Raw genomic sequence first — 4760 nt, forward strand, 5'->3', positions numbered from 1 at the left:
TCCCTATTCCCTATTCCCTATTCCCTATTCCCTATTCCCTATTCCCTATTCCCTATTCCCTATTCCCTATTCCCTATTCCCTATTCCCTTCATGGAAGGATTTTGTGAAAAGTTTTCATAGCAAATATTAATCTTTTGGCTCAATATAACTCTAGTTAAATCATGTCCGCTGGTATCGTTTGTGTAAATCTAAGGATCAATATATACAGGAAATTTAAGTTTTTTTATTGCCCTTAAGTATTCCTGCCTGTTGTTCCCTTTTCCCTACCTTTGCTATAAAATACCGATGCTACCGGACATGATATTAAATGATAGAGATTAAACTAAGTAATCTGAATTATTTCTTTAATTTCCTCACCATTTTCATCACTTCCAGATAATCTTCATCTTTTCCTTTTTGTTGATAGATATCAGCAGCTTTTTGAAAGTCATCTATTCCTCCCTGATAATCTTCAATGAAATAACGAATCATACCCCGATTATAATAAGTTTTAGCATCCGTAGGTTCAAGTTTAATTGCCTCTGTATAATCATCTATTGCCTGCTGATGATCTCCTATTTCATAATTAGAAATTCCTCGATTATGATAAGCATCTGGATCTTGAGGATTAATCTTAATAGCTTCCGTAAAATCAGCGATCGCTCCATAAAATTCTTTCATTTCATAAAGACAAATACCACGATTATTATAGGCATCTGCATCTTTAGGATTAGCTTCTATAACTACTGTAAAATCCTTAATAGCAAGTTCATAATTGTTCATAACATGGTAAAGACGTCCTCTGTTATGACAAGCATTAGGATTATTCGAATCAATTTCTATCGCAGCAGTAAAATCATTAAGCGCTCCCTGATAATCTTCTAAACGGGAACGAGCAACACCTCGTTGATTAAAATATGAATAAGCTTTATCAGGATTAAGTCGGAGTGCTTCAGTAAAGTCAGCGATCGCCTCCTGATAATTTCCTTGTTGAGAAAGCATTTTGCCTCGCTGGTAGTATACATGACCTTGATTTGGATTAACTCTGAGTGCTTCAGTTAAGGAATCGATTCTCTTTTGGCGATCTTCCTCTACAGAGATAGTTTGTTCTTGCTGGTTGTTAGCGTCATTATCCTTATAATCATAATCAGTAATCTCTGTCTCTGGTCTTTTTGCTAAAGTTTCATCTACTGATATTTCTGAAGATTTCTCGGTTTCCACATCCGACTTAGTTTCCTCTACTGCTTTCTCCTTCTGTATGATGTTCATTACTGCCAGATAATCCTCATTTTCTCCTTTTTCCTGATAGATATCAGCAGCTTTTTGAAAGTCCTCTATTCCGGTTTTATTATCTTTAACGAAATAACGAATCATACCGCGATTATAATAACTTTTAGCATCAGTAGGTTCAAGTTTAATTGCTTCTGTATAATCATCTATTGCCTGTTGATGTTCCCCTATTTCATTATGAGAAATTCCTCGATTATGGTAAGCATCTGGATCTTGAGGATTAATCTTAATAGCTTCCGTAAAATCAGCGATCGCTCCCTCAAACTGTTTCATTTGATAAAGACAAATACCACGATTATTATAGGAGTCTGCATCTTGAGGATTAGCTTGTATAACTACTGTAAAATCTGGAATTGCCTGTTCATAACTTTTCATCCCATGGTAAAGACGTCCTCTGTTATGACAAGCTTTAGGATTACTCCCATCAATTTCTATGGCAGCAGTAAAGTCAGTAAGTGCTCCCCGATAATTTTCTAAACGGGAACGAGCAACACCACGCTGATTAAAATAGGAATAAGCTCGATCGAGATTAAGTCTGAGTGCTTCAGTAAAGTCAGCGATCGCCTCCTGATAATTTCCTTGTTTAGAAAGTATTTTTCCTCGCCGATAGTATACATGAGCTTGACTTGGATCTTGTTTTAGTGCTTCATTTAAGGAATTGATTTTCTGTTGCCGATATTCCTCTACAGAGAGACTTTGTTCTTGCTGGTTGCTAACATCACTATCCTTATAACCAGTAATCTCTGTCTGAGGTTTTTTAACTAAAGTCTTATCTTCCAATACTTCTGAAGATTTCTTGCTTTCGAGATCCGACTTAGTTTCTGAAGATTTTTCTACCTCTACATTAGTCTCTGGCGTTTCTGCTAAAGTTTCATCTACTACTCTCTCTTTCCTTATGATGTTCATTACTTCCTGATAATCCTCATTTTTTCCTTTTTCCTGATAGATATCAGCAGCTTTTTGAAAATCATCTCTTCCACTTTCATCATCTTGAATGAAATAACGAATTATACCCCGATTATAATAACTTTTAGCATCAGTAGGTTCAAGTTTAATTGCTTCTGTATAATCATCTATTGCTTGTTGATGATCCCCTATCTCATAATTAGAAATTCCTCGATTATGATAAGCATCTGCATCTTCAGGATTAACCTTAATAGCTTCGGTAAAATCAGCGATCGCCCTCTCATATTCTTTCATTTCATACAGACAAATACCACGATTATTATAAGGATCTGCATCTTGAGGATTACCTTGTATAACTACTGTAAAATCCTTAATAGCAAGTTCATAATTTTTCATAACATGGTAAAGACGTCCTCTGTTATGACAAGCTTTAGGATTAGTCGCATCAATTTCTATCGCGTGAGTAAAATCATCAAGTGCTCCCTGATAATCTTCTAAACGGGAACGAGCAACACCTCGTTGATTAAAATAGGAATAAGCTTTATCAATATTCAGTCGGAGTGCTTCAGTAAAGTCAGGGATCGCCTCCTGATAATTTCCTTGTTTAGAGAGTATTTTTCCTCGCCGATAGTATACCTCCGCTTGATTTGGATCTTGTTTTAGTGCTTCATTTAAGGAATCGATTTTCTTTTGACGATCTTCGTCTACAGAGATAGTTTGTTCTTGTTGGTTGCTAGTATCACTATCCTTATAATCTGTTATCTCTGTCTGAGGTTTTTTTGTTAAATTTTCATCTACTGATACTTCTGCAGATTTCTCTGTTTCCACATCCGACTTAGTTTCTGTAGATTTNTCTCAGTTGCGACATCTGACTTAGTTTCTGGAAATTTTTCTGACTCTACATTCGTCTCAGTTTTTTTTCCTAAAGTTTCATCTACTGATTTATCTTTATGCAAATAACGATTGAACAACCTTTGAACAAGAGGATTAGCTGGTTTTTTCGAGGTTTCCAGTACTTTTGGAGGTTTCTCCGTTTCCACATCCGACTTAGTTTCTGGAGATTTTTCTACCTGTATCTCTGTTTGAGGTATTTCTGCTACCTTAGACTCTGCTTTTGGAGGTTTCTCCGTTGCCACATCCGACTTAGTTTCTGGAGATTTTTCTACCTGTATCTCTGTTTGAGGTATTTCTGCTACCTTAGACTCTGCTTCTGGAGGTTTCTCCGTTGCCACATCCGACTTATTTTCTGGAGATTTTTCTACCTGTATCTCTGTTTGAGGTGTTGTCGCTACAGTATCTTCTTTAGACTGAGGGTTAATCAATACAAGTAGATTTTCTCGCCTTTGAGCTGCTAGATCATAACCAGGATTAATTTTTAATGCTTCTGTGTAATCTGCGATAGCTTTTTCAGGATCTGCACTTGTCTCATACACAAAACCCCTATTGTAATAACTATCAGCATCATTAGGAGTGAGTCGGAGTGCCTCAGTCACATCAGCGATCGCCTCCTGATGATAACCTATTTGAGAAAAAGCCAAACCACGATTATTGTAGAAATTGCTATTACTGGGGTCAATTTTAATTGCTTCAGTATAATCAAAAATTGCACCCTGATAATCTTCCATTTGATGCTTGGCCACACCTCGGTTATAGTAAATTTCAGCGTTACTAGATTCAATTTCTATTACTCTGGTATAATCAGCAATTGCATCCTGATAATTTGCTAATTGATAATGGGCTACAGCACGTTCATAGATAGTTGTAATATCATTATCTTCTATACCTGTTTGAATATTTGCCATTTTTATTACTGTATTGTTTCAATAAATATTTAATCTTAGTATTATATATTATGTTCCCGGAGATTCATCCAAGAGCTTAACGAAGTCAGAAGTCAGAAGTCACAAGTCAGAAGTTGTTTTTTTGGTAGTCCTGCATTGTCATGGTGAAAATATATATTTTTTAATTTCTTCCCACACTTCCCACACTTCCCACACTTCCCACATTCCCCAAACCTCCCACACCCCTCACACTCCCTCTACAATTACTATCCACTACCACCATTTTTTTTACCGAATAATTAAGGTTTAAAGCCTCTTATGATCAAGGAGAAACAATGAATTTATTTTCCTTTTATTCAATCCAATCCGTTTTAGGGAGAAGTAATTATCAATTATCAATTATCAATTATCAATTATAGAAGGGGAATTTACCCCCTGCTCCAAAAACATTTCACCTTAAAAGGTGGAGTTGCGCGACCCAATTTTTTTGATAATTTAGTCTGGAAAAATATATGTATCCGTAAATAATTTACCTGAAACTAGACTCATATTGTTACTTTAGATATACAAAATTTAATAAAAGTTTTTATTTTGTTGTAGATTGAGGTAAAATTATTGACAGATAACCAAGAATGAGGGTCTAAAGCATCCCCTTAGCTGTGTCGCGTGCTGTCGCCCTACAACGAGATAAATAAGACAATTCTATATTTCAAGTCTCCAACTTCAGGGGTTGGTGCTAATAACTAAGGTTTGCTGAAATAGTCTTTTTTAAGAAGTAGGGGAGCGGGGGAGTAGGGAAGTAG

General features: G+C 35.9%; 1 protein-coding gene and 1 pseudogene. Both read right to left on the reverse strand.

What is annotated here, in order from left to right:
- Positions 1-337: 337 nt before the first annotated feature.
- The coding region (locus AFK68_RS10055; RefSeq protein ID WP_210407333.1) for a tetratricopeptide repeat protein at positions 338-3028 on the reverse strand (2691 nt) is incomplete at its 5' end.
- A gap of 1 nt (position 3029) precedes the next feature.
- Positions 3030-3978: pseudogene (locus AFK68_RS44740) on the reverse strand (tetratricopeptide repeat protein); the annotation flags it as partial.
- Positions 3979-4760: the final 782 nt, after the last annotated feature.

It is taken from the genome of Hydrocoleum sp. CS-953 (assembly GCF_002260545.1).
GTDB lineage: Bacteria > Cyanobacteriota > Cyanobacteriia > Cyanobacteriales > Microcoleaceae > Trichodesmium.